The sequence below is a fragment of the Streptomyces sp. NPDC005574 genome (assembly GCF_040605435.1).
GTDB lineage: Bacteria > Actinomycetota > Actinomycetes > Streptomycetales > Streptomycetaceae > Streptomyces.
Genome location: NZ_JBEXCW010000007.1, coordinates 161,525 through 183,567 on the forward strand (window position 1 = coordinate 161,525; position 22,043 = coordinate 183,567).

General features: G+C 72.6%; 22 protein-coding genes. 7 read left to right on the top strand and 15 right to left on the bottom strand.

The window, feature by feature from the left end:
- Positions 1-7: 7 nt before the first annotated feature.
- From rpmF to recG, 6 genes are all read right to left on the bottom strand, one after another.
- A complete protein-coding gene (gene rpmF / locus ABZT03_RS07960) occupies positions 8-181 on the bottom strand; it encodes a 50S ribosomal protein L32 (RefSeq protein WP_007493396.1) in 174 nt (57 codons plus the stop codon).
- Positions 182-183: 2 nt separating this feature from the next.
- Complete coding sequence (locus ABZT03_RS07965) at positions 184-837, bottom strand: DUF177 domain-containing protein (RefSeq protein ID WP_356035077.1); 654 nt, start codon at positions 835-837, stop codon at positions 184-186.
- 151 nt (positions 838-988) lie between these two features.
- Entirely contained in the window at positions 989-2,095 is a 1,107-nt protein-coding gene (locus ABZT03_RS07970; protein ID WP_356035080.1) for a cell division initiation protein, read from the bottom strand.
- A gap of 98 nt (positions 2,096-2,193) precedes the next feature.
- Positions 2,194-2,673 carry a pantetheine-phosphate adenylyltransferase gene (gene coaD, locus ABZT03_RS07975; protein ID WP_356035160.1) on the bottom strand — a complete coding sequence of 160 codons (480 nt, stop codon included), beginning with the start codon at positions 2,671-2,673 and terminating at the stop codon, positions 2,194-2,196.
- Positions 2,674-2,699: 26 nt separating this feature from the next.
- A complete protein-coding gene (gene rsmD, locus ABZT03_RS07980) occupies positions 2,700-3,284 on the bottom strand; it encodes a 16S rRNA (guanine(966)-N(2))-methyltransferase RsmD (protein ID WP_356035082.1) in 585 nt (194 codons plus the stop codon).
- Positions 3,285-3,474: 190 nt separating this feature from the next.
- A complete protein-coding gene (recG, locus tag ABZT03_RS07985) occupies positions 3,475-5,691 on the bottom strand; it encodes an ATP-dependent DNA helicase RecG (RefSeq protein ID WP_356035084.1) in 2,217 nt (738 codons plus the stop codon).
- Between the two features lie 165 nt (positions 5,692-5,856).
- Here recG and ABZT03_RS07990 point away from each other — a divergent pair, with 165 nt between their 5' ends.
- Positions 5,857-7,713, top strand: coding sequence for an HSP90 family protein (locus tag ABZT03_RS07990; protein WP_356035086.1), 1,857 nt, complete (start codon positions 5,857-5,859; stop codon positions 7,711-7,713).
- Positions 7,710-10,643, top strand: a complete 2,934-nt coding sequence (locus tag ABZT03_RS07995; RefSeq protein ID WP_356035089.1) for a tetratricopeptide repeat protein — start codon at positions 7,710-7,712, stop codon at positions 10,641-10,643. Before ABZT03_RS07990 ends, ABZT03_RS07995 begins: the two co-directional genes overlap by 4 nt.
- Positions 10,644-10,879: 236 nt before the next feature.
- Here ABZT03_RS07995 and ABZT03_RS08000 read toward each other — a convergent pair whose 3' ends face one another.
- On the bottom strand, positions 10,880-12,598 hold the full coding sequence (locus tag ABZT03_RS08000) for a DAK2 domain-containing protein (protein ID WP_356035092.1): 1,719 nt from the start codon (positions 12,596-12,598) through the stop codon (positions 10,880-10,882).
- Between the two features lie 247 nt (positions 12,599-12,845).
- Between ABZT03_RS08000 and rpmB the strand changes: the two genes are divergently transcribed.
- The gene (rpmB, locus tag ABZT03_RS08005) at positions 12,846-13,031 is read left to right on the top strand and encodes a 50S ribosomal protein L28 (RefSeq protein WP_004924906.1); all 186 of its coding nucleotides are present in this window, start codon (positions 12,846-12,848) and stop codon (positions 13,029-13,031) included.
- Positions 13,032-13,216: 185 nt separating this feature from the next.
- Here rpmB and thiD read toward each other — a convergent pair whose 3' ends face one another.
- Complete coding sequence (gene thiD / locus ABZT03_RS08010; RefSeq protein ID WP_356035095.1) at positions 13,217-14,050, bottom strand: bifunctional hydroxymethylpyrimidine kinase/phosphomethylpyrimidine kinase; 834 nt, start codon at positions 14,048-14,050, stop codon at positions 13,217-13,219.
- Complete coding sequence (locus tag ABZT03_RS08015; RefSeq protein ID WP_356035099.1) at positions 14,047-15,012, bottom strand: thiamine-phosphate kinase; 966 nt, start codon at positions 15,010-15,012, stop codon at positions 14,047-14,049. The genes thiD and ABZT03_RS08015 overlap by 4 nt, the downstream gene beginning before the upstream one ends.
- A 206-nt stretch (positions 15,013-15,218) precedes the next feature.
- On the opposite strand from ABZT03_RS08015, the gene ABZT03_RS08020 reads away from it, so the two are divergent.
- Together ABZT03_RS08020 and ABZT03_RS08025 are read left to right on the top strand one after the other, a co-directional pair.
- Positions 15,219-15,452, top strand: coding sequence for an Lrp/AsnC ligand binding domain-containing protein (locus ABZT03_RS08020; protein ID WP_356035102.1), 234 nt, complete (start codon positions 15,219-15,221; stop codon positions 15,450-15,452).
- A 20-nt stretch (positions 15,453-15,472) separates the two neighbouring features.
- The gene (locus ABZT03_RS08025) at positions 15,473-15,973 is read left to right on the top strand and encodes a DUF3515 family protein (RefSeq protein ID WP_356035105.1); all 501 of its coding nucleotides are present in this window, start codon (positions 15,473-15,475) and stop codon (positions 15,971-15,973) included.
- A 51-nt stretch (positions 15,974-16,024) separates the two neighbouring features.
- On the opposite strand, the gene ABZT03_RS08030 is transcribed toward ABZT03_RS08025, so the two are convergent.
- The 3 genes from ABZT03_RS08030 to ABZT03_RS08040 form a co-directional block, all read right to left on the bottom strand.
- Entirely contained in the window at positions 16,025-17,182 is a 1,158-nt protein-coding gene (locus ABZT03_RS08030) for a D-alanine--D-alanine ligase family protein (RefSeq protein ID WP_356035108.1), read from the bottom strand.
- 70 nt (positions 17,183-17,252) lie between these two features.
- The gene (locus ABZT03_RS08035) at positions 17,253-18,263 is read right to left on the bottom strand and encodes an NAD(P)H-dependent glycerol-3-phosphate dehydrogenase (protein WP_356035111.1); all 1,011 of its coding nucleotides are present in this window, start codon (positions 18,261-18,263) and stop codon (positions 17,253-17,255) included.
- On the bottom strand, positions 18,260-19,036 hold the full coding sequence (locus ABZT03_RS08040) for a lysophospholipid acyltransferase family protein (RefSeq protein ID WP_356035113.1): 777 nt from the start codon (positions 19,034-19,036) through the stop codon (positions 18,260-18,262). Before ABZT03_RS08040 ends, ABZT03_RS08035 begins: the two co-directional genes overlap by 4 nt.
- 144 nt (positions 19,037-19,180) lie before the next feature.
- On the opposite strand from ABZT03_RS08040, the gene cofC reads away from it, so the two are divergent.
- Complete coding sequence (gene cofC / locus ABZT03_RS08045; RefSeq protein ID WP_356035116.1) at positions 19,181-19,819, top strand: 2-phospho-L-lactate guanylyltransferase; 639 nt, start codon at positions 19,181-19,183, stop codon at positions 19,817-19,819.
- 9 nt (positions 19,820-19,828) lie between these two features.
- Positions 19,829-20,032 carry a hypothetical protein gene (locus ABZT03_RS08050; RefSeq protein ID WP_356035119.1) on the top strand — a complete coding sequence of 68 codons (204 nt, stop codon included), beginning with the start codon at positions 19,829-19,831 and terminating at the stop codon, positions 20,030-20,032.
- Between the two features lie 119 nt (positions 20,033-20,151).
- On the opposite strand, the gene ABZT03_RS08055 is transcribed toward ABZT03_RS08050, so the two are convergent.
- From ABZT03_RS08055 to leuD, 3 genes are all read right to left on the bottom strand, one after another.
- A complete protein-coding gene (locus ABZT03_RS08055) occupies positions 20,152-20,805 on the bottom strand; it encodes an HU family DNA-binding protein (RefSeq protein ID WP_356035121.1) in 654 nt (217 codons plus the stop codon).
- 137 nt (positions 20,806-20,942) lie between these two features.
- Positions 20,943-21,173 (bottom strand): hypothetical protein, encoded by a 231-nt coding sequence (locus tag ABZT03_RS08060; protein ID WP_356035124.1) that lies wholly within the window; start codon positions 21,171-21,173, stop codon positions 20,943-20,945.
- A 267-nt stretch (positions 21,174-21,440) separates the two neighbouring features.
- Positions 21,441-22,034, bottom strand: coding sequence for a 3-isopropylmalate dehydratase small subunit (gene leuD / locus ABZT03_RS08065; RefSeq protein ID WP_356035126.1), 594 nt, complete (start codon positions 22,032-22,034; stop codon positions 21,441-21,443).
- Positions 22,035-22,043 lie beyond the last annotated feature (9 nt).

Genomic DNA, 22,043 nt, shown 5'->3' on the forward strand with positions numbered 1-22,043 from the left:
CAGCCGCTCAGACCTCGAGAACCTGGCGCTTGTTATAGGTGCCGCAAGACGGGCACGCGATGTGCTGCAGCTTGGGCTCGTGGCAGCGCTCGCACGCAACCAGGGTGGGGACCGCAGCCTTCCACTGCGACCGGCGGTGGCGCGTGTTGCTGCGCGACATCTTCCGCTTCGGAACAGCCACGGCTACTTCTCCTGCTTCTCGTCGGCGCGTGCTGATCGAGGCGCGCCGCCGCTCATCTCGTCCTTCTCGCCGTCTCCGAGTGAACCGGCGAGTCCCTGCAGTGCCGCCCAACGGATGTCGACGGCGTCGTGGTGGTGCGTCGGGTCGTCCGCGAGTCGCGCTCCGCACTGGGAGCACAGACCCGGGCAGTCTTCCCGGCACACCGGCTGCATCGGCAGTGCGAGCACCACCGCATCACGCAGCACGGGCTCGAGGTCGAACAGGCCGTCCTCGAGGAAAAGCATGTCCTCGTCATCCTCGGCGTCGTCGGCCGGTTCCGCTTTCACACGGCCCCGGTCGTCGGCGTCAGGGTACGAGAACATCTCCTGGAAGTCCGCTTCGAGCTCCAGCCCGAGCGGCTCCAGACACCTTACGCACTCCCCCTCGGCCCGTGCACGTGCGGTGCCTGTGACAAGCACACCTTCCATGACCGACTCGAGCCGGAGGTCGAGCTTCACCGGGGCGCCTTCCGGCACTCCGACGACTCCCTGGATCCCGAGATCCCGGGGAGCATCGATCTCGCGGGTCAGGCGCTGCTGCGCACCGGGCCGCCGGCCCAGCTCGTGTGTGTCGAACACGAGAGGGTTGCGGTGGTCGAGGCGGGCGTTCAGGGCCATTCCTGCTTTCGATCTCTGAGCTCGTGGGACGCCGCCCTTCGATGTTGCCGGGCAGCGTTGATCGCGGACGTACACGCGACCGAAGAGCCAGGATACTGGACCTTTCGCTCAGGTCCCAATCCGGTGCTCCCGGCCGCCCCGGGCGGGGGGTTCAGCCGTTGCCGCGGCCCTGCTCGTACGCCCGAAGCTGCTCCGCGCTGATCATGCCGGTGTCGAACAGGCTGGTCTCGTCGAGGGTCTGCGGCTGCTGCCGGCCGTAGTCCTGTTCGTGCTGCTGTACGGCGTTGTGGTCGTACCCGGCGGCCTGCTGGGCGTCGTAGCCCTGGTTGGGGGCCCCTCCCCCCTGCCCGTAGTCGAAAGCGGGGGCGTAGGGGTCGGCCTGCTGCTGGTAGCCGTAGGGGTCGGGCTGCTGGGCGTAGTCCTGCTGCGGGTAGCCGGCCGCGTAGGGATCGGGCTGAGGCTGGTAGCCGTAGGCGGGCTGCGGCTGCTGGGCGTAGTCCTGCTGCCGGTCCTGCTGGCGGGGCACCCCGGCCGGGCTGTCGGTCATGGCGGCGAGGTCGGCCAGGTAGTCGGCGTCGCTGGAGTGCTGGACGGTCGTGGGGTCGTCGGCGAGGGCGCCCAGCTCGTCGGAGGCGATCCGGCCGTGCAGGGTCTGCCGGCCGCGTCCGACGGCGTCCAGGGTCTTGGCGAGGACCGCCTCGAAGGCGCCGAGCTTGACGTCGACGTAGTCGTCGGCGTTGCGGCGCAGGGTCTCGGGGTCGTGGCTGCGCTCGGGGGCGTCCTCGTCCTCGTAGCCCTGCTCGTCGACGCCCGGTCCGGTGCCGAGGAGCTTCTCCCGGCCGCGGCCGACGGAGCCGAGGGTCTTGGTGAGGACGACCTCGAAGTTGGCGAGCTTGGAGTCGACGTAGTCGTCGGCCTCGGCGCGGACGTCCTCGGCCTCCTTGCGGGCCTCGGCCAGGATGCGGTCGGCCTCGGCCTGGGAGCGGCGGGCGACCTCGGTGTCGGAGATCAGCGAGCCGCGCTGGGCGTGGGCGTGCTCGATGATCCGCTCGGCCTCCTGGCGGGCCTGCTCGACCATCTGCTCACGGCCGCCGATCAGCTCCTGCGCCTGCGCGAGGGAGCCGGGGAGCGCCTCGCGCAGCTCCTCCAGCGTGGAGAGCAGTTCGGCGCGGTTGACCACGCACGAGGCCGACATGGGCATGGCCCGGGCACCGGAGACCATCGCGACGATCTCGTCGAGCTTCTTCTGCACGTCCACCTGTGCTCGCCACTCTCTACAGCTGTGTTGGAGACGGACGGGACGACTGTACGGCCACGGGGTGTCCGCCCGACACCGGGTGACGGCCCGTCAGCTCGTCAGTTCTCGCCGAGGCGTCCGGCGAGGGCCTCAAGGACCTCCGCGGGCACCAGGTGGGAGACGTCGCCGCCCCAGGTCGCGACCTCCTTGACCAGCGAGGAGGACAGGAAGCTGTAGGTCGGGTTGGTGGGCACGAAGAGGGTTTCCACGCCCGAGAGGCCGTTGTTCATCTGGGCCATCTGCAGCTCGTAGTCGAAGTCGCTGACCGCGCGCAGCCCCTTGACGATGGCGGGGATCTCGCGCTGCTTGCAGAAGTCGACGAGCAGGCCGTGGAAGGACTCGACGACGACGTTGCCGTACTCGGCGGTGACCCGGCGGATCAGGTCGATCCGCTCGTCGATCTCGAACAGGCCCTTCTTGGACTGGTTGATCATCACGGCGACGTAGACCTCGTCGTAGAGACGCGAGGCGCGGCCAATGATGTCGAGGTGTCCGTTGGTGATCGGGTCGAACGACCCGGGACAGACGGCGCGGCGCAACTGAGTTCCCTCGCTCTCCGGTCCGGTCATCGTGCGTCTTCGCACGTAGAGGCGGCGCGACCGTACCAAAACGTTCCCTCGCCGTAGCGACGGGCCCGGATCGCGTCGAAACCGACCGGCCAGCGGAATTCGCCGCCCCTGGTGCTGCGCTCCACGGTGACGAGCGCTCCCGCCGCGAGCCAGCCCTCCGTGCGGAGTGTGAGCAGGATCTCCAAAAGATCGACGTCCGGGACGGCGTACGGCGGATCGAGGAAGACCAGGTCGTACGGCTGTGACGGCGGTTCCTGGATGATCTGCCGGGCCTTGCCCGCGCGGACCTCGGCGCCGGGCAGACCGAGGTTCTTCACGTTCTCCCGGACGGTGCGCACGGCCCGGGCGTCCGCCTCGACCAGCAGGGTGTGCCCGGCGCCGCGGGACAGCGCCTCCAGGCCGACGGCGCCCGAACCCGCGTACAGGTCGAGGACCCGCTCGCCGTCCAGCGGGCCGCCGAGCAGGGACTGCCAGGTGGAGAAGAGTCCCTCGCGCGCACGGTCGGAGGTGGGGCGGGTGCCGTTGCCCGGGGGGACGGACAGGCGGCGTCCGCCGGCCGCTCCGGCGATCACGCGGGTCATCTCGGGTCCTCGTTCGTGGGTGTGCTTGCGGTGGGGCGCGCTGTCGTGGCTGTGGTGGCCGGCGTAGCTGTCGTGGGGTTGCTGACGGATCCAGTCTGGCAGGCGGCGGCCGGCGAGGGACGGGGCGTCGGCGGGTGCGAGTGCCGGGGCCCGGTGGCGCGGGTCCCGGTGGTACGGCGCGGCGCGGGCCTCATCCCTTGTCCAGGTACTGCTCCCGCTCCTCGTCGAGGAGGGCGGCCAGGGCCGTGTTGAGCCCGGGGAGGCGGGTGAGGCCGGGGTCGGCGGCGACCAGGGCGGCCGCCTCCTCGCGGGCCTCGGCGATGATCTGCTCGTCGTCGATGACGGTGAGCATCCGCAGGCTGGAGCGGGTGCCGGACTGGGCCTGGCCGAGGACGTCGCCCTCCCGGCGCTGTTCGAGGTCGATCCGGGAGAGCTCGAAGCCGTCGAGGGTGGCGGCGACGGAGTTCAGCCGCTGGCGGGCGGGGCTCGCCTCGGGCATCTCGGTGACCAGCAGGCACAGCCCCGGGGCCGAGCCACGACCGACGCGGCCGCGGAGCTGGTGCAGCTGGGAGACGCCGAACCGGTCCGCGTCCATGATCACCATGGCGGTCGCGTTGGGCACGTTGACGCCGACCTCGATGACCGTGGTGGCGACCAGCACATGCGTCTCGCCGGCCGCGAAACGGCGCATCACCGCGTCCTTGTCGTCGGGGTGCATACGGCCGTGAAGCACCTCCACCGCGAGGCCCTGGAGCGGCCCCCCGGCGAGCTGGGCCGCCACGTCGAGGACGGCGAGGGGCGGGCGCTTCTCCGCCTCGTCCTCCGCGGACCTCGACTTCTTCGCGGCCCCCGGTTCGTCGACGTCGTCGCCGATGCGGGGGCAGACGACGTAGGCCTGATGTCCGTCGCCCACCTCCTCGCGCACCCGCTCCCAGGCCCGCGACAGGAAGTGCGGTTTGTCGGCGGCGGGCACGACATGGCTGGCGATCGGCGAGCGCCCGGCCGGCAGCTGGTCGAGGACCGAGGTCTCCAGGTCGCCGAAGACGGTCATGGCGACGGTCCGCGGAATGGGGGTGGCCGTCATGACGAGCAGGTGCGGCGGCTGTTTGCCCTTGCCGCGCAGGGCGTCGCGCTGCTCGACGCCGAAGCGGTGCTGTTCGTCGACCACGACCAGCCCGAGGTCGTGGAACTGGACCTTGTCCTCGATCAGCGCGTGGGTGCCGATCACCAGGCCGGCCTCCCCGGTGACGAGGTCGAGCAGCGCCTGCCGCCGGCCGGCGGCCCCCATGGAGCCGGTGAGCAGCACGACCTTGGTGGCCCGGTCGGCCCCGCCGAGCATGCCGCCCTCAGCCAGCTCCCCCATCATCTCGACGATCGACCGGTGGTGCTGCTGGGCGAGCACCTCGGTGGGCGCGAGCATCGCGGCCTGTCCGCCGGCGTCGACCACGGCGAGCATCGCGCGCAGCGCCACCATCGTCTTGCCGCTGCCGACCTCGCCCTGGAGCAGCCGGTGCATGGGGTGTTCCTCGGCGAGGTCGTCGAAGATCTCCTTGGACACCTTGAGCTGGCCCTCCGTGAGGGTGAAGGGCAGCCGGTCGTCGAAGGCGGCGAGGATGCCGTCCGGCCGGGGCCGGCGCGGGACCGCCGGCAGCTGGGCGTCGGCGTGGCGGCGGCGCGCCAGGGCGACCTGGAGGACGAACGCCTCGTCCCACTTCAGACGGTCCCTGGCGCTCTCGATGTCGGCCTTGGTGTGCGGGCGGTGGATCTTCAGCAGGGCCTCGGGGAGGGAGACCAGGCCGCGGCCCTCGCGCAGGGGGTCCGGCAGGGGGTCGAGGGCCTCCCGGGCGCTGGGCAGCACCGTCTGGATCGCCTTGCCGATCTTCCAGGACTCCAGTTTGGCGGTGGCGGGGTAGATCGGGATGAGCGCGCCGGCCCAGGTCTCGACCGGCTCCCCTTCCTCCTCTTCCTCCCCTCGCAGCAACTCATAGGCCGGGTGCGCCAGTTGCAGGCGGCGGTTGAAGACGGAGACCTTGCCCGCGAACATCGCGCGGGTGCCCGGCAGGAGTTCCTTGTGGGGCTTGTGGACGCCGCTGCCGAAGAAGACGAGCTGGAGCCGGCCGCTGCCGTCGGTGATGGTCACTTCGAGGCGCTGGCCCTTGCCCCGGGGGGCCTTGGCGGAGGCGAAGGAGTGCAGCCGGGCGTCGGCGACCTGGGCGACCACCGTGACGTGCTCGTCCATCGGGAGGTCGGCGAGGTGGGTGAGCTGCCCCCGCTCCTCGTATCTGCGCGGATAGTGGTGCAGGAGGTCGCCGACGGAATGCAGGCCGAGATGCTCGGCCATCACCTTCGCGGTGGCGGGGCCGAGCACCTTCTTCAGTGGTTCTTCCAGCGCGGGCACGAGATCCATTGCACACCACGGTACTGACATTCCCGTATACGCCTTGGGAAACCCCTGGTCAGACGGCTGGTTCGGGCTCTAGGATGGCGCGCCTCCAGCCATCCCCGCGGTCACCGCCTCACATGGGACCGCCCGACCCCGCGCCGAAGCCCCTCCCCCACCGGCGCTGCGACGATGGACTCCCAGACCTCACAGGCATCCCAGGCATCCCCGTCACCCCACTCCTTCCAGGTCGACCTGCGCGGTCTGGTGGACCTTCTCTCCCATCACCTCTACTCCAGTCCCAAGGTCTATCTGCGCGAGCTGCTGCAGAACGCGGTCGACGCGATCACCGCCCGGCGGGCCGAGGAGCCCGGCGCTCCGGCGCGGGTGCGGCTGCACGTCGAGAGCGCCGCGGCCGGCGCGGGCGTCGCCCTGCGGGTCGAGGACACGGGCGTGGGGCTGACCGAGTCGGACGTGCACAACCTGCTGGCCACCATCGGCCGCAGCTCCAAGCGGGCCGACGGCCTGCGGGAGGTCCGCTCCGACTTCCTCGGCCAGTTCGGCATCGGCCTGCTGGCCTGCTTCGTGGTGGCCGAGCGGATCCGGGTGGTCAGCCGCAGTGCCCGTACCCCTGACGCGCCGCCCGTCGAGTGGACGGCGGCGGACGACGGTTCGTACACGGTGCGGACGCTGCCGGACGAGGCCCGCCGCGAACCGGGCACCACCGTGCACCTGGTGGCGCGGGCCGGGGCCGCGGAGTGGCTGTCCGAGGGGCGCGTCCTCGCGCTGGCGCGGGACTTCGGGTCACTGCTGCCCTACGACGTGCGGGTGGGCGAGGAGGCGGTCACCGACCTGCCGGCGCCCTGGGACCGGGCGTATCCCAGCCCCGCCACCCGCCGGGTGGCCCTGGCCCGGCACTGCCACGACCTGTTCGGCTTCACCCCGCTGGACTCGATCGACCTGGCGGTGCCGCTGGCCGGGATACGCGGGACGGCGTACGTCCTGCCGTCGGCGGTCTCTCCCGCGCAGCGGGCCGGCCACCGCGTCCACCTCAAGGGGATGCTGCTCACCGAGCGGGCCGAACAGCTGCTGCCGGACTGGGCGTTCTTCGTGCGCTGCGTCCTGGACACCGACAGTCTGCGGCCGACGGCGTCGCGCGAGTCGCTGTACGAGGACGAGACGCTGGCCGCCGTACGGGAGGCGCTGGGCGAGCGGATCCGGTCGTGGCTGACCGGCCTCGCCGCGGGTGATCCCGAACGGCTGGCGGCCTTCCTGTCCGTGCACCACCTGGGCGTGAAGTCGCTCGCCCGGCACGATCCGGAGATGCTGCGCACGATGCTGCCGTGGCTGCCCTTCGAGACGACGGACGGGCGGCTGTCCCTGGAGGAGTTCGCGCAGCGGCACCCGGTGGTGCACTTCACCCGGACCGTCGAGGAGTACCGCCAGGTCGCCCCGATCGCGTCGGCGCAGGGCGTCGGTGTGGTCAACGGCGGCTACACCTACGACAGCGACCTGGTCGAGGCGCTGCCCTCGGTACGGCCGGGCACGGTCGTCGCCGAACTGGACGCCGACACCGTGACCGCCCACCTCGACGCGGTCGACCCGGCCGAGGAGCTGGCCCTGGCCGGTTTCCTGGCCGCCGCGCGGACCCGGCTGGACCCCCTGGGCTGCGACGTCGTGCTGCGCGCGTTCCATCCGCTGTCCGTGCCCGCGCTGCACCTGGACGACCGCACCGCCCGGCACGAACAGGCCCGCGCGGAGGCCGAGGAGCAGGCCGACGACCTGTGGGCGGGCATCCTCGGCTCGCTGCGCGGCAGCGCCCCGCGCGCGCGTCTGGTGCTCAACCATCTCAACCCGCTGATCCGGCGCATCAGTTCGCTGGGCGACCCGGAACTCATCGGCACCGCAACGGAGTCGCTGTACGGCCAGGCCCTGCTGATGGCGCAGCGCCCGCTGCGCCCGGCGGACTCCGCGCTGCTGAACCGGGCGTTCATCGGCCTCCTCGAATGGGCCACCCACTCCGACTCCAGGGAGGACGACCGCCGATGAGCGGGATCACGGACTTCGACGCGCTGCGCCGGGCGATGGCGGAGAACGCCGAGCAGCCGGAGGGGCCGGCCCGCAACGCGCGCGCGGAGGTGCTGCTCGCCGAGGCCGAGAAGCTGAACATCCCGCTCGCGGTGATCGAGGCGCTCGGGCACCAGCTGAAGGTCTACAACTACAGCTCCGAGAAGGACCGGATGTTCGTCCCCTTCGCGCGTCTGCTGCGCATGTGGGACGAACGGCCCGAGGACTTCGACGCGTACGAGGTCCACTCGCTGCACTGGGTCTTCAAGTGGATGTCGTCCGGGATGCTGGACCAGCCGCACGTGCCGCTGGCCTCCGTCGAGAAGTGGCTCGGCGAGATGGAGCACCGCTACCGGCTCGCCGGGCACTCCGAACGGGCCGTGCGCAGCGCCGAGTTCAGTGTCGCCGCGCACGTCGGTGACCTGGGGCGGGCGGAGCGGGCGTACGACGCCTGGCTGGCCGCCGACCGGGACACCATGGCCGACTGCCACGCGTGCGAGCTGCACGGGCAGGGCTGGTGGCAGGCGGAACGCGGCCGCGACGCGGAGGCGCTGGAGCTGTGGCGGCCGGTCCTGGAGGGCGAGTTCACCTGCGCGCACGAGCCGCACACGGTCCTCGCCTCCTCCCTGGCGCCGCTGCTGCGGCTGGGCCGCGCGGACGAGGCGCGCGCCAACCACCTGCGGGGCTTCCGCCTCGTACGGGCCATGGAGAGCATGCGCGGCGCCTACGCGGACCACGTCGAGTTCTGCGCCCTGACCGGCAACGAGGCACGCGCGCTGGAACTGCTCGCCCAGCGGCCGGCGTACTTCACCGACGACGGCCATCCGCGCAGCAGGCTGGAGTTCACGGCGGTGGTGGCCCTGCTCATGGACCGGCTGGCCGAACTCGGCCGCGGCGACCGGCAGGTGCCCGGTCCGGCCGGCCGGGCGTGGAGCGCGCGGGAACTCGCCGCCCACGCGCGCGGGGAGGCGCTCGCGCTGGCCGCGCGCTTCGACGAGCGCAACGGCACGTCGTACATCAGTGAGCGGGCACGCGCGCGTATGGCGCGGCGCCCGCTGGTGGAGCGCCTGCCGCTCGGGGTGCGGTCGGCGCGGGCGGCCGTGGCGCCCGCAGCGCCTTCACCCGTCCCCGCGCCCTCGGCCGGGGCGGCTCCGGACCCGGCCGCCCTGCTCGCGGAGGCGCGGCGGCTGTCCGACACGTTGCGGCCCCACGCCGTCGAGGCGTGGGCGGCTGCCGCCGAGGCGGCGAAGGACCTGGAACTGGACGCCCGTGACCGGGCGGAGATCGCCGACCACGAGGCCATGGGCGGGGGCCCCGAGGGCGTCGCGCTGTTCGAGCGGGCCGCCGAGCTGTACGCGGAGGCGGGCGACCCCGGCGAGTGCCTCGCGGCGCGCACACGCGCGGCGTACGTCCGCGCCCTGTCGGGCGAGGTCCAGGAGGCGCTGGCGGCGGTCGCCGAGCCCTACGACGACGTCCTCGCGCTCTACGCCGACGGCGGCACGGGCGTACGGCAGACGGCGGCCGTGCTGATGGGACGGGCGCGGATCCTGCTGCGGCGGGTGCACGAGGCCGCGGAGAGCGGTGACGCCGCCACGCCGGCGGTCCTGGCCGACGCCGAGAGGGCCGTGCGGGAGGTGCTGGCCCTGGTGGACGGCCACGTCGGGGACGACGTACGGCTCGCCGCGCGGGCCGCCGAGGCGCAGGCGATGCTGGCGGAACTGGCGTCGCTCACCGGCGACCTGGAACGGGCCGCGGAACTGTTCGCCGAGGCGGCGGCCGCGTTCGTCGGGGCGGGACTGCCGTGGTTCGCGGTGGAGTACGAGGCACGGCTGGCCGGGCTCGCGCACCACCTGGGCGACATCGCGGAGGCCGAACGGGCCCTGCGCGCGGCCCTGGAGCACGGCGGTCAGCAGCTGGAGGCGACCGGCCGCGCGCAGCTGAACCTGCAGCTCGCCGAGGTCGTCGGCGGCCGGGGGCTGGCCGAGGAGGCCGCCGGACACGCCCTGGAGGCGGCGCACTGGGCCGACGAGGCCGGTGAGGGTCCCACCCTCGGCGCCTGGGCGCGGCAGCAGCTCGGCGGGTTCCTGCTGCGGCAGGAGCGGTGGGCGGAGGCCGCGGAGGTGCTGGAGTCGGCGCTGCCCGACCTGACCGCCGAGACGCACGGCGACGGCGCGGTCGTCCAGACGCGGTGGTGGCTCGGCGACTGTCTCGGCGAGCTCGGTGAACACCGCGCGGCCGCCGAACACCGGCTTCAGGCCGCCGAGATCGCCCGGCACTGGCCCGAGCAGCACGACCACGCGACGCTGGCCCACCTCGCCGCCGAGTCCCTGGGCCACGCGGACCTGCCGGCCGAGGCGGACCGGGCCTACGCGCGCGCGGGCGAGCTGTGGCGCGCCCTGGGCAACGTCCACGGACTGGTGCGGGCCCTGCGCGCCCGCGCGTGGCTCGCGCTGGGCACGCACGACGGCCCGGACGCGGCACGGGAGTTGATGGCGGCCGCGGTCCAGGAGTGCGAGGCGGCGCTGCCCGGCGCCGAGGACGAGGAGGAGCGGCAGCGACTGGTCGCCGAACTCGGGCACACCCAGCGGCAGTTCGGCGACCTGCTCGCCCGGTCGGTCGCGGAGGACGCCGAGGACGACGCGATCCGCGCCGCGCTGGAGGAGGCCCTGGGCCGGATGACCGAGGCGATCGCCGTGTTCACCCCGCTCGGCGACGAGGGCCGCCACAGCCGGACCGGTGCCGAACTGGCGGCCGGCTGGCTGGCGGCCGACCTGAGCCGCCCCGCCGAGGCGGCCACCCACGCCCGCGCGGTCCTGGCGGCCTACCCCACCGCCGAGGACGCCCCGTCCCGCTCCCGCCGCACGGAGGCCGGCCAACTCCTCGACGCGGTCGGTGAGGAGCCGACGGACTAGACCGGCGTCCCCTCCCGCCGACGGCCGGACGGGAGGGGCGACCGCCGCGCGGACACCCCTGGAGGGAACCCGCGACGGCGTCACCGCCCGACAGCCGCTTCGCCGACCGCGCCCGGCACCGGCCGCCCGACAGGGCGAGACCGGAACGGCGGGCCCGACAGCCGCTTCGCCGACCGCGCCCGGCACCGGCCGCCCGACGGGGCGAGACCGGAACGGCGGACACCCCTACGGCACCCCTACTCCACCCCGATGAGGAGCACCGCTCCCTGTCGGCCGCCCCGGTACACCACCGTGTCGACCGCCAGGTACGCGTCGCGGACCCGGGCCTCCAGGTGCGCGGCGACGGGTTCGGGGGCCTCGTCGCCGAGGACGAGGGTGACCAGTTCGCCGCCGGCCGACAGCATCCGGTCGAGGACGATCTCGGCGGTGACGGTGATGTCCGACCCGATGACGGCGACGTCACCGTCGATGAGGCCGAGCACGTCACCGGCCTGGCAGATGCCGGCCATGGTCCAGGACTGGCGTTCCGCGACGACGACCTCGGCGTGGCGGGTGGCGCCCGCGGCCGAGGTCATGGCCACGACGTCCTCGTCGAAGCGGCGCCCCGGCTCGTGCACGGCGAGCGCCGCGATGCCCTGGACCGCGGAACGGGTCGGGATCAACGCCACCCGGATGCCGTCCGCGCGGGCCTGCTCGGCCGCGGCCGCCGCGGTGTGGCGCAGTTCCGCGTCGTTGGGCAGCAGCACCACCTCGCGCGCGTGGGCCCGCCGTACGGCCTCCACCAGTTCACCGCTCGCGGGCGCCTCCCCGGGCCGCGCGAGCACCGTGGTCGCGCCGGCCTCGGTGTACAGCCCGGCCAGTCCCTCGCCGGGCACGACCGCCACCACGGCCCGCTGCGTCCGCTCCCGGGGCGGCCGTTCGGCGCCGGTGGTGTGGACGTCGCCGGCACCGAAGTGCGTGATGCGGATGCGGTACGGCCGCCCGGCCTCGACGCCCGCCTCCACGGCGGCGCCCGCGTCGTCCACGTGGACGTGCACGTTCCACAGCCCGTCGCCGCCGACCACCACGAGGGAGTCCCCGAGGGCGTCCAGCCGGGCCCGCAGCCGGGCGACGGCCGGGTCGTCGGCCTCCAGAAGGTAGACGACCTCGAAGGCGGGACCGCCCTTGCCCGGGGTGCCGGCGGGGACACCGGGGTCGTGCCCGCCCTCGGCCCCCGCGCCCTCGCCGGTCTCCGCGTCCTCGCGCGCGAGCCCCCGGGCGAGGGCTCTGGGGGCCTCCCCGGTCAGCGCCTCCACCAGAGCGGCGAGGACCGCCACCAGTCCCCGGCCCCCCGCGTCGACGACTCCGGCCCGCCGCAACACGGTGAGCTGGTCCGGGGTGGCGGCCAGGGCCCTGCGGGCGCCCTCGTAGGCGGCGCGGGCGACCGTGCCGCAGTCGCCGGCGGCGCCCCGGGCCGGGTCGCCCGCCGCGTCGGCGGCGGCGGAGGCCACCGTGAGGACCGTGCCCTCGACGGGGTGGGCCACGGCCTGGCGGGCGGAGTCGGCCGCGTGCCGCAGCGCGCGCCGCAGGCCCTCCCCGTCGGTGTGAGCCGCCTCACCGCCGGCGCCGAGGATCTGCGCCATGCCGCGCAGCAGCTGCGCGAGGATCGTGCCGGAGTTGCCGCGCGCCCCGATGAGCGCCCCGTGGGCCATCGCCCCGACGGCGTCGGACAGCGAGGGCTCACCGCCCGGCGCCGTACCCGCGGAGCCCATCTCGTGCCCCGCGAACACCGCCTCCACGGCGGTGACGGCGGACTCCACGGTCAGATAGAGGTTGGTGCCGGTGTCGCCGTCCGCCACGGGGTAGACGTTGATCGCGTCGATCTCCTCGCGGGCCCGCCCGAGCGCTTCGAGCGCGAGGCCGCACCAGGTGCGCACCGCGAGAGCATCGAAGAATGTCTGCGGCACCTGCGCCACCTGCGCCTCCTGAGCTGCTGGACGTGGGAGGCAGCGTAGACCTTGGGCCGGTGTCCACCGGAAGAGGGCGTGGAGCCGCCCCCTGAGCGGCCGTGGTAGTTTCGTTGCACTGGCGCAGTCGTTGTATGCTGCTCCGGTTGCCCGATGCAGATCGGGCTCTCCCCCGGCACCGCCCACTCAGATCCTCGATCCGATTCCGGCATGCCGGATTCAACCGTAAGTGCATCTGAAGTCTTTGGAGTGACCGGTGGCTGCCAACTGCGACGTCTGCGGCAAGGGGCCGGGCTTCGGCAACAACATCTCGCACTCGCACCGTCGTACGCCTCGTCGCTGGAACCCGAACATCCAGCGTGTGCGTACCGTGGTCGGTGGGACGCCGAAGCGCGTGAACGCCTGCACCTCGTGCATCAAGGCCGGCAAGGTCTCGCGCTGACGCATTTTCCCCTTTCCCCGGCCCAGGCCGAGGTGGGGGAACCTCCATCACGCGCGGCCACTGCTGGTTCGCCGCACAGAGCCGGTCCACCTGGTGTGGGCCGGCTTTCTGCCATGCCCGGAGCCGGCTGAGCCGCCCGTGGGGTCCGCCGTGACGGGCCCCGGCCCGGACGGCCGGCACCGATCTCACCCGGGCCGCTGTTCACCCGAGCCCGCGGCCCTCACCCCGAGCGCCCAGCCGTGGTCCACCGGACCGATGCCCCCGCCGAGCGCGAACCCGGCCGCGATCGCCCCCGTGACGTACTCCTTGGCCGCCGTCACCGCCTCCGGCACGGTCCGCCCCCGGGCGAGGTGCGCGGCGATCGCCGAGGCCAGCGTGCAGCCCGTGCCGTGGGTGTGCCGGTTGTCGAGGCGCGGCGCCCGCAGCCAGTGCTCGGCCGTGCCGTCGGTGAGGAGATCCACGGCGTCGCCGGCCAGATGACCGCCCTTGACCAGCACCCAGCGCGGCCCGAACGCCAGCACGGCCGCCGCCGCCCGGGGCAGGTCCTCCTCCGACCTCACGTGTACGCCGGTGAGCTGGGCCACCTCGTCGAGGTTCGGGGTCGCCACGGTCGCCACGGGCAGCAGCCGTCCGCGTACGGAGTCCAGGGCGGACTCCGCCAGCAGCGGATCGCCGTGCTTGGAGACCCCGACCGGGTCGACCACCGTGGGTACGTCCGTGGCGCCGATCAACTCGGCCACCGCCTCGACCAGTTCGGCCGACGCGAGCATCCCGGTCTTGACCGCCTGGACGCCGATGTCGTCCGCGACACTGCGGTACTGGGCCCGCACCGCAGCCACCGGAAGCTCCCACGCCCCCTGCACGCCCAGCGAGTTCTGGGCCGTGACGGCCGTGATCACGCTCATGCCGTGCGCGCCGAGCGCCAGCATCGTCTTCAGGTCGGCCTGGACGCCCGCGCCGCCGCCCGAGTCGGAGCCAGCGACCGTGAGGACCCTCGGCGGGGCACCGGCCGCGCTCACGACTCGATGTCCCCGAAGTGGTCCCAGCCGCCCTTCGTGGTCCACGGCGCCCCGTCGACGGTGACCTGGGGCAGCGCCGAGGGGTTGAGCACCTCGCCGATGACCTTCCAGCGGGCCGGCAGCTTCACGTCCGGCGGGAAGGTGGCGACGATCGCGTGGTCCTCTCCCCCGGTCAGCACCCACTGCATGGGGTCGACGCCGACGGCCTGCCCGATGTCGTTCATCTGCGACGGGATGTCGATCGCGCCGGAGCGGATGTCGATGCGGACCTTGCTGGCCTCCGCGATGTGCCCGAGGTCGGCGATCAGACCGTCGCTCACATCGCACATCGAGGTCGCGCCGAGCCCGGCGGCGGCCGGTCCCGCGTGGTACGGCGGCTCGGGGCGCCGGTGCGCCTCCACGAAGGCGCGCGGCGAGCGGAAGCCTCGGGAGAGCACCGCGAACCCGGCCGCCGACCAGCCCAGCCAGCCGGTGACGGCGACGAGGTCGCCGGGCCGGGCGCCGCCCCGGGTCACGGGCTCGTGGTTGCGCAGGTCACCGAGCGCGGTGATCGACACCATGATGGTGTCGCCGCGCACGACGTCGCCGCCGACCACGGACGCGCCCGCGACCTGGCACTCGTCGCGCAGGCCGTCCATCATCTCGGTCGGCCAGGTCACCGGGAGTTCGGCGGGCACCACCAGCCCCAGCAGCAGGGCGGTCGGTACGGCGCCCATGGCGGCGATGTCCGCGAGGTTCTGCGCGGCCGCCTTGCGCCCCACGTCGTACGCCGTGGACCAGTCGCGCCGGAAGTGCCTGCCCTCCAGCAGGATGTCGGTGCTGGCCACGACCCTGCGGTCGGGAGCGGCGACCACCGCGGCGTCGTCGCCGGGGCCGACCCGGACCGCCGGGGTGGTGGTGAGGCGGGAGGTGAGCTCCCTGATGAGCCCGAACTCGCCGAGTTCACCAACCGTGCCCTTCATCGCTTCGACGCCCCTTCTGTCCCTGTCCGTGCCCGCTCGCGCTGCATGTCCGTCCTCGCTACGGTCGAGGTGACCGTCAACTTCCGTCGCGCCCGTACCCCGGCGCGGGGGCGGTGCTCGCCGCGGGTCTCCCCGTGACGAGCGACGACGCGATACCGTGGCGTTCCTTTTCCCCACATGATCCTCGTGGCCGCCCTGGAGGTTCCGTGGTACAGGCGTACATCCTGATCCAGACCGAGGTCGGCAAGGCGTCGACCGTCGCCGAAGAGATCGGCAAGATTCCTGGAGTCATCCAGGCCGAGGACGTCACCGGACCGTACGACGTGATCGTCCGCGCCCAGGCCGACACCGTCGACGATCTCGGCCGCATGGTGGTCGCGAAAGTCCAGCAAGTGGACGGCATCACGCGCACCCTGACCTGCCCGGTGGTGCATCTGTAGCCCCCGTCTACCCTTGGCCGGTGCACTTCTCTCGCCTCCGGCCGATCGGTCCGCCCGCACTCGCCTTGCTGATCGCCGCTGTCGGCTGCTCCCCGGCAGACGACAGCGGCTCGGCGGCGGTTCCCAGCCCGGACGCGAAGGTCGCGAAACTGTGCGGGAAGCTGCACGAGGTACTGCCGGCGAAGGTGAACGGTGAGAGCCGCGAGGATCCCGAGCCCGCCTCCGCGCTGACCGCGGGCTGGGGAAGTGCCGCGATCATACTGCGCTGCGGTGTCGTCCAGCCGCCGAAGATGATCGATCCGAAGGTCGCCACGGGAAGTGACCCGGACGCGCTGGCGGGCGGCGTCGACGGCGTCGACTGGCTGATGGAGAAGCAGGACGGCGGTTCGTACCGGTTCACCACGGCCAACCGCAGCGCGTACGTCGAGGTCACGGTGGCCCAGGGGCAGGACACCTCCAGTGTGCTCGTCGACCTGGCCCCGGCCGTGAAGAAGGCGATCCCCGCAGGGATCGCCGACTGAGGTGGAGCCACCCGGTGCCCGTCCAGAACGGGCGCCCGGGGTGTACGTCGTTCAGCGCAGACCCGTCGAGCGGCGCAGGGCCGCCTGGATCAGCCTGTCCACCAGCTCCGCGTAACCGATGCCGCTCGCCTGCCACATCGCCGGGTACATCGAGATGGGCGTGAAGCCGGGCATCGTGTTGATCTCGTTGATCACGAACTCCCCGTCCTCGGTGAGGAAGAAGTCCGCGCGCACCAGCCCCTCACAGGAGGCCGCCTCGAAGGCCTCGACGGCGAGCCGCTGCACCTCGGCCGTCTCCTGAGGCGTGAGCGGGGCCGGCACGATGCCGGGCGTGGAGTCGATGTACTTCGCCTCGAAGTCGTAGTAGGCGTGCGCGTCCGGCGGCGGGATCTCGGCCGGCACGGAGGCACGCGGGCCGTCCTCGAACTCCAGCACCCCGCACTCGATCTCCCGGCCGGTGACAGCGGCCTCCACGAGGATCTTCGGGTCGTGCCGCTGCGCCTCGGCGATGGCCTCGTCGAGCCCGGAGAGGTCGTCGATCTTGGTGATGCCGATCGAGGAGCCGGCGCGCGCGGGCTTCACGAACAGCGGCCAGCCGTGCTCCCCGGCGAAGTCGACGATCCGCTTGCGGGCGGCGGACTCGTCGCGCAGCCACTCGCGCGGCCGGATCACCACGTACGGGCCGACCTTGAGCCCGAAGGAGGTGAACACCCGCTTCATGTACTCCTTGTCCTGGCCGACCGCCGAGGCGAGCACGCCCGCGCCGACGTAGGGGACTCCGGAGAGCTCCAGCAGACCCTGCAGGGTGCCGTCCTCGCCGTAGGGGCCGTGCAGGACGGGGAAGACGACGTCGACCTCGCCGAGCGCCTTGGGCACCGATCCCGGCTCGCTGTAGACGACTTCGCGGTTCGCCGGGTCCACGGGGAGCACCACGCCGCCCTCGCTGGATTCGGCGAGCTCCCGGACCCCGGGCGTACGGCGGTCGGTGATCGCCATGCGCTCGGGAGCGTCCGCGGTGAGCACCCAGCGGCCCTCCTGGGTGATGCCGATCGGCAGGACCTCGTACCTGGACCGGTCGATGGCCTTGAGGACGGCGCCGGCGGTGACCGTGGAGATCCCGTGTTCGGAGCTGCGTCCGCCGAACACGAGGGCCACGCGCGGCTTGCGAGGCGGCTGCTCAGGGCTCTGGGGGAGGTTCTCGGTGCTCATATCGGCTTGAGAGTACCCGGTGCTGGTACGCGGACACAGCGTCCGCCCGGTGGCGTCGGCGGGGCGTCGCTCAGCGTCGTTCGGGCTTCGCGCTGCGCGACATCAGCTCCTTGAGCGCGACGACCGGCGCCTTGCCCTCGTGCACGATCCCGACGACCATCTCGGTGATCGGCATGTCGACGCCGTGCCGGCGGGCCAGATCCAGCACCGACTCACAGGACTTGACGCCCTCGGCGGTCTGCCGGGTGACCGCGATCGTCTCCTGGAGGGTCATGCCCTTGCCGAGGTTGGTGCCGAAGGTGTGGTTGCGCGACAGCGGCGAGGAGCAGGTCGCCACCAGGTCGCCGAGACCGGCGAGTCCGGCGAAGGTCAGCGGGTCGGCGCCCATGGCGAGGCCGAGGCGGGTCGTCTCGGCGAGGCCGCGGGTGATGAGCGAGCCCTTGGCGTTGTCGCCGAGGCCCATGCCGTCCGCGATGCCGACGGCGAGACCGATCACGTTCTTGACCGCGCCGCCGAGTTCGCAGCCGACGACGTCGGTGTTGGTGTACGGCCGGAAGTACGGCGTGTGGCAGGCCGCCTGGAGCCGCTGGGCGACGGCCTCGTCGGTGCAGGCGACCACGGCCGCGGCGGGCATCCGGGCGGCGATCTCGCGGGCCAGGTTGGGCCCGGTGACCGCGGCGATCCGGTGCTGTCCGACCTTGGCGACGTCCTCGATGACCTCGCTCATCCGCATGGCGGAGCCGAGTTCGACGCCCTTCATCAGCGAGACGAGCACGGTGTCCGGGGCGAGCAGCGGTGCCCAGTCGGCCAGGTTGGCGCGCAGGGTCTGCGAGGGGACCGCGAGCACGGTGAAGTCGGCGTCGCGCGCGGCCTCGGCCGCGTCCGCCGTCGCCCGCAGGTTGTCCGGGAGTTCGACGCCGGGCAGGTAGTCCGGGTTCGTGCGGCTGGAGTTGACCGCTTCCGCGAGTTCGGCGCGGCGCCCCCACAGGGTCACCTCGCACCCCGCGTCGGCGAGGACCATGCCGAAGGCGGTGCCCCACGATCCGGTGCCGAAGACGGCCGCCCTGACCGGCTTGCTCACTTGCTCCGCCCCTCTTCGTGCTCGGTCCTCGGCTGCGTCTGCGACCGGGTCTTGCGGCGCTGCTCGATCCGCTCCCGGCGCGGGTCGTAGGCCGCCTCGGGCGCCCGCTCGCCGCGGATGTCCTCCAGCAGGCGGGTGATGGCGGCCATGATGACCTCGGTCGCCTCCTTCAGGACGTCCGGGGTCATCTCCCGGTCGTAGAACCGGGTCAGGTCCACCGGCGGGCCGGCGAGCACGTGGTGGGTCTTGCGCGGGAAGAAGTCGGGCTTCCTGGCGTACGGCGGCAGCACCGCGTTCGCGCCCCACTGGGCGACGGGGATCACCGGGCACTTGGTCTGCAGGGCGACGCGTGCGGCACCGGTCTTGCCGGTCATCGGCCAGCCGTCCGGGTCGCGGGTGAGGGTGCCCTCGGGATAGAAGGCGACGCACTCGCCGCGTTCCACGGCGTCGATCGCGGCGCGGAAGGCGCTGAGCGCGTCCGTGCTCTCGCGGTAGACGGGGATCTGGCCGGTGCCGCGCATCGCGGCGCCGACGAAGCCCTTCCGGAAAAGGCCGCTCTTCGCCAGGAATCGTGGAACGCGCCCGGTGTTGTACTGATAGTGCGCGTATGCGAAGGGGTCGATGTGCGAATTGTGGTTCACCGCGGTGATAAATCCACCCGCGGCCGGAATGTGCTCCATTCCGCGCCAGTCCCGCTTGATCAGAACCACCAGGGGCGGTTTGCAGAGGACCGCTGCGAAGCGGTACCAGAACCCGATTCTGCGGCGGGGCACGCGGACACCTTCCTCTTGGACCTCGGGGGCCGCACAAGTGTCGCCCCAGGCCGCCTGTCTGTCGAGAACACCGTACGCCCCGACCGCGCCGCCGCCCGATGGGCCGGGTGACAATGGCCGCGACGAGACAAGGACGGAACGCGCGTGCAGTGGACCCTGGTGATACCTCTCAAGCCCTTGGCGCGGGCCAAGAGCAGGCTGTCGGACACCGCCGCCGACGGGGTGCGCCCGGGCCTCGCCCTCGCCTTCGCGCAGGACACCGTGGCGGCCGCGCTGGCCTGCCCGGACGTGCGGGATGTGGCCGTCGTCACGGACGACGCGCTGGCCGGTCGGGAGCTCGCGGCGCTCGGCGCCCGGATCGTCGCCGACGAACCGCGCGGCGGCCTCAACACCGCGCTGGCACACGCGGCGGCGGTCGTCCGGGCGGCCCGTCCGGAAAGCGCTGTGGCGGCCCTCAACGCCGATCTCCCGGCGTTGCGCCCGCGGGAATTGGCGCGGGTACTGGGTGCGGCCGCCCAATTCCCCCGCGCTTTTCTCGCGGATACGGCCGCGGTCGGCACGACTCTGCTGGCCGCCACCCCGGGCCGGGAATTGCTCCCGTCGTTCGGCACCGATTCCCGGGCCCGTCACCGCGCGTCGGGCGCCGTGGAAATCGCCCTGGCGGCGGTGGATTCGGTACGGCAGGACGTCGACACCGGTGAGGATCTGCGGGCCGCGCTGGCGCTCGGGGTGGGCCCGCGCACGGCGGCGGCGGCCGCGCGGTTGCTGATCCCGGAGCAGTAGGCTGCCGCCATGCAGGCCACGGCGTACACCTACGACCCCGAGAACCGCAGCGGGCAGGTGCTGCTCGACGACGGCACCCCGGTGCCCTTCGACGGACCGGCGTTCGACGCGGGCGGGCTCAGGCTGCTGCGGCCCGGACAGCGGGTGCGCATCGAGACCGAGGGCGAGGGCGCGAGCCGCCGGATCACCCTGGTGACGCTCCAGACGTTCTGAAGCCGGCGCGGGGCGCGGTGCGGAGCAAGTCCTGGCCGCACTGCCCACAGGTGCCGGAACGCGCCGCGGGCCGGGCTCCGTAGGGAGTCCGGCCCGGCGCGTGGGTACCCCCGGCGCTTTCAGCGCTTGCGGGCGGTGGCCTTCTTGGCGGTGGTCTTGCGCGCGGTCGACTTCTGGGCGGGGGCCTTCTTGGCCGTCGCCTTCTTCGCCGGCGCCGTCTGGGCCGTCGCCTTCTTGGCGGTGGTCTTCTTCGCGGCGCTGGACTTGGCGGCCGTCGCGGTCTTGGCGGGGGCCTTCTTCGCCGTCGTCTTCTTGGCGGTGGCCGTGGTCTTCTTGGCCGTCGTCTTCTTCGCCGTGGTCTTCTTCGCGGCGGCGCCGGTCGTCTTCTTCGCGGTGGACTTCTTGGCCGCGGCCTTCTTGACCGTCGCCGAGGCGGCACCGGTCAGGCTGCCCTTGGGCGCCTTCTTGACCGAGACCTCGCCACCGCGCGGGAGCTTCTTCGAGCCGCTCACCAGGTCCTTGAAGCCCTGGCCCGCGCGGAAGCGCGGCACGGAGGTCTTCTTGACCCGCACCCGCTCGCCCGTCTGGGGATTGCGGGCGTAGCGGGCGGGACGGTCGACCTTCTCGAAGGAACCGAACCCGGTGACCGAGACCCGGTCTCCGGCGACCACAGCGCGGACGATGGCGTCCAGGACCGCGTCGACGGCTTCGGCGGCCTGCTGGCGGCCGCCCATCTTGTCGGCAATCGTTTCTACGAGCTGCGCCTTGTTCACGTCTTCCCCTTCGGAGACATTGCCAGAACGAAACTGTTCAAGCGTTTTCGCACGTTAGGCAGATATATACCGCAAATCAAACACGAAACGGGCTTATCACCCTTGTGCCGCAACGGATTCGGCTGTCCCGAGCTTGTTCAGCGTTCCTCTTCGGGGAATCGACCCTTGTCGAGGTCCGCGGTGAACCGCTCCAGACGCCTTGTCGCATCGGCGAGATCGTGCTTGGCCGCGGCCGTAATGACCAGCAGCTTCCGGGCCAGCGCCATCCGTACGCCCTCCGGGACTTGCAGTGCGCGCACCGTTGCGTGCGCTTCCTTCAGTTGGTCCGCGACTGCCGCGTAGAGCTCGAGTTGGCCGTCGTGTTCCATGCACAGATTGTGCCATCTGGGGCGAGTTGTCGCCTGCTCAGGGTGCAACTGCCGCCTCGAACGGCCCCTCGGGCGCCTGCGGGAGCCATGGGTACATACCTCGCGTACCCCGGCAACAGCCCTTCTAACGTGGGAAGTTGAGGGGCCACCCGGAGGCGGGCGGGGCCGTTCGGGTGCAGACACGGCTGTACCCCCGATCGGGCCGATCGGGGGTACAGCGGGGGTGTCACGGTGGCCGAAACCCGTCCGGCCGGGCCGGCCCGGGGATCAGATCTGGAGGGTCCGCGGCTTGTGCGCGGGACGCTTGGCCTCGTACGTGGCGATGTCCGCCTCGTTCCCGAGGGTGATGGAGATGTCGTCCAGCCCGTTCAGCAGCCGCCAGCGGGCGTTCTCGTCGAGCTCGAAGGCGGCGGTGATGCCCTCGGCGCGCACCTCGCGGGCTTCGAGGTCGACGGTGATCTCCGCCTGCGGGTTGCGCTCGGTGAGGTCCTGCAGCGCTTCCACGGTCTTCTGCTCCAGAACCACCGTGAGCAGGCCGTTCTTGAGCGAGTTGCCGCGGAAGATGTCGGCGAAGCGGGAGGAGACGACCGCCTTGAAGCCGTAGTTCTGCAGGGCCCAGACGGCGTGCTCACGGGAGGATCCGGTGCCGAAGTCGGGGCCGGCCACCAGGACGCTCGCGCCCTGCCGCTCGGGCCGGTTGAGGATGAAGGACTCGTCCTTGCGCCAGGCCTCGAAGAGTCCGTCCTCGAACCCGTCCCGCGTGACCTTCTTGAGCCAGTGCGCGGGGATGATCTGGTCGGTGTCGACGTTGCCGCGGCGCAGCGGGACGGCCCGGCCGGTGTGCGTGGTGAATGCTTCCATGGCTCTCAG